General features: G+C 35.5%; 3 protein-coding genes. All 3 read left to right on the top strand.

All coding sequences use genetic code 11. The features are described from left to right. Positions 1–317, top strand: a 317-nt coding sequence (locus tag AB1414_19820; GenBank protein ID MEW6609661.1) for a hypothetical protein, incomplete at its 5' end; no start/stop codon positions are given. A 43-nt stretch (positions 318–360) separates the two neighbouring features. Then, on the top strand, positions 361–1,404 hold the full coding sequence (locus AB1414_19815; GenBank protein MEW6609660.1) for a hypothetical protein: 1,044 nt from the start codon (positions 361–363) through the stop codon (positions 1,402–1,404). Between the two features lie 17 nt (positions 1,405–1,421). Continuing rightward, a partial coding sequence (locus AB1414_19810) for a hypothetical protein (GenBank protein ID MEW6609659.1) occupies positions 1,422–2,091 on the top strand: 670 nt, incomplete at its 3' end.

Below are 2,091 nucleotides of genomic sequence, written 5' to 3'. Positions count from 1 at the left end.
TTGGTAGTAACTTAGCTGTTCCACCACGAATTATTGGTCTTCCAGCTAATCTGCCTATTCTTGGTAAACCTTATGAGGCACTTTTATTAAAACCAGCAGGGAAAATACTTGAAGTAGTAGGAATAGGTAATTTCATTAGTAATGCTAATATGCCAGCATTAGTTGATTTATGTCCTAATAGTCAATTCATTAAAGAACTTAATAAAGGTACTAATGTTGCTAAGGAAAGAGGGGTTGAATATGTATACTTAGCAGGAAGAATTGGATTACCTTTACTACCATGGACTCTTGATACTGATGGGGTAGTTAAAGGATGAGGAGTTTATTCTAAAATAATTTTTTAACAGGGGGGTAGAAAAAATGCAGCGTTTAATCATCAGTTTGATTTTAATTGCCTTAGTTTCATCAAATGCTTATGCTATTTGGCCATTTACACGGCATAGTGATATGATAAGTTACTATGCACCCTGCTGGGGTGAGGGTAATAAGATTTACTTTATCAAGAAGGTTACTCATGGTACATACATTGCCTTTACCCCTTTTGCATTACTTCAGATGGGTAGGTATAGTGTAGATAAGATTGAGTATTATCTTTGTTCGATGAATTATGATGGGAGAGATAAAGAAGAGATAAAGGAACTAATGTGTGAGAAGAATATAGATAGGTTAAAGAAAGAATATAAGAGAAGGTATGGTAGGGAGTGGGCAGGAGGGTCAAAATTAAATGCGTATATGTCATATTGTGAAGATACAAATAAATTAGTCTATAATTTAGAATGGGGAATGTGGAGTATAAATGTAAATGGTACAGGTGAGCGATTGCTTGATCATCACGGAATACATCCTTCTTTTTCACCTGATGGTAAGAAAATAGTCTATTGGATTCTTGGTCAGCCAAGGGATAGATATTTAGAAGAAAATTATTATACTGCACATAGAAGTATCTGGGTAATGAATGCAGATGGAAGTAATAAAAAAATGATTTCTACAACGAAGATTCCAGAAGAACAAAGAGATGGTACAGTAGTATATAAATTTGATGACACTAACCCCATCTGGTCTCCCAAAGGTGATTTAATTGCCTTTGTTTGTAAAGGGTGGATTTGGGTGATGAAACCGGATGGGAGTGAGAGGAGGAGGGTGATTGATGGACGCCATCTTTATGGCTGGTTGTCTGATGGAAAGAAACTTTTAATAGGTGGCTACATTTTTGATTTAGATGGGAATCTGATAAAAGACATAGGTTTTGGAGGATATGGAGGATATATTTCTTTAGATGCAAAACTTATAGCAAATCCAGGGTTCACTATATTTGATATGGAAAGAAAATTTAAGATAGACCCATTTGCTGATATTAAACACCCAAAACATTTTGTTTACAAAAAACCTAATAATATTTGGTAATAAGGAGGTAAAAAGTCATGAAGAAATTCATTATTTGTATTTTAGTAGGATTGTGTTTGTTGAGTAGCAAGGTAAATGCTGAAGAATTATCATGGGGAAGTTGTACAACTTATGCACCTATGCCTGTATTGTTCATCCATGGTATAAACGATAATGCATTAACATGGTGGGACGCTATCCCTGAACTGGAAAAGTACTTCCAATACAGAGAGACTATTCTTAATGATCCTCGAAAGAAAATTTCTCCTTATCCTGAACGAAAAGGCATGACTTGGTTCAAGTATCCTGATGAAACTGAATCCCCTGCCAAGCTCTACTTAGAGGTGTTTGATTATGGTGGGGAGGATAAGGTGGGGAGTTTTAAAGGATTGGATGAACATAATAACCCATCAGATGAAAAATCTCTTCCTTTCAAAGTAAAAGATATATTACAAGCATATTATGGTGAAGATTGGAAGAGAGACCCTAATGCTAAAATACTTATTGTCGCCTATTCACAAGGTGGACTTATAGCGAGGTATTATATTCAAAATGGAGGAGCAGATAATGTCAAACGGCTAATTACTATTGGTACACCACATCTTGGTAGTAACTTAGCTGTTCCACCACGAATTATTGGTCTTCCAGCTAATCTGCCTATTCTTGGTAAACCTTATGAGGCACTTTTATTAAAACCAGCAGGGAAAA

This window comes from bacterium (assembly GCA_040755795.1).
Classification (GTDB): domain Bacteria; phylum UBA9089; class CG2-30-40-21; order CG2-30-40-21; family SBAY01; genus JBFLXS01.
Note: the sequence above shows the minus strand (reverse complement) of the source record. Positions and strands in the feature narration are given on the sequence as shown.

What these genes read in the sequence shown, in the direction of transcription:
- AB1414_19815 (MEW6609660.1), top strand. Translation starts at nt 361, where the DNA reads ATGCAGCGTTTAATCATCAGTTTGATTTTAATTGCCTTAGTTTCATCA.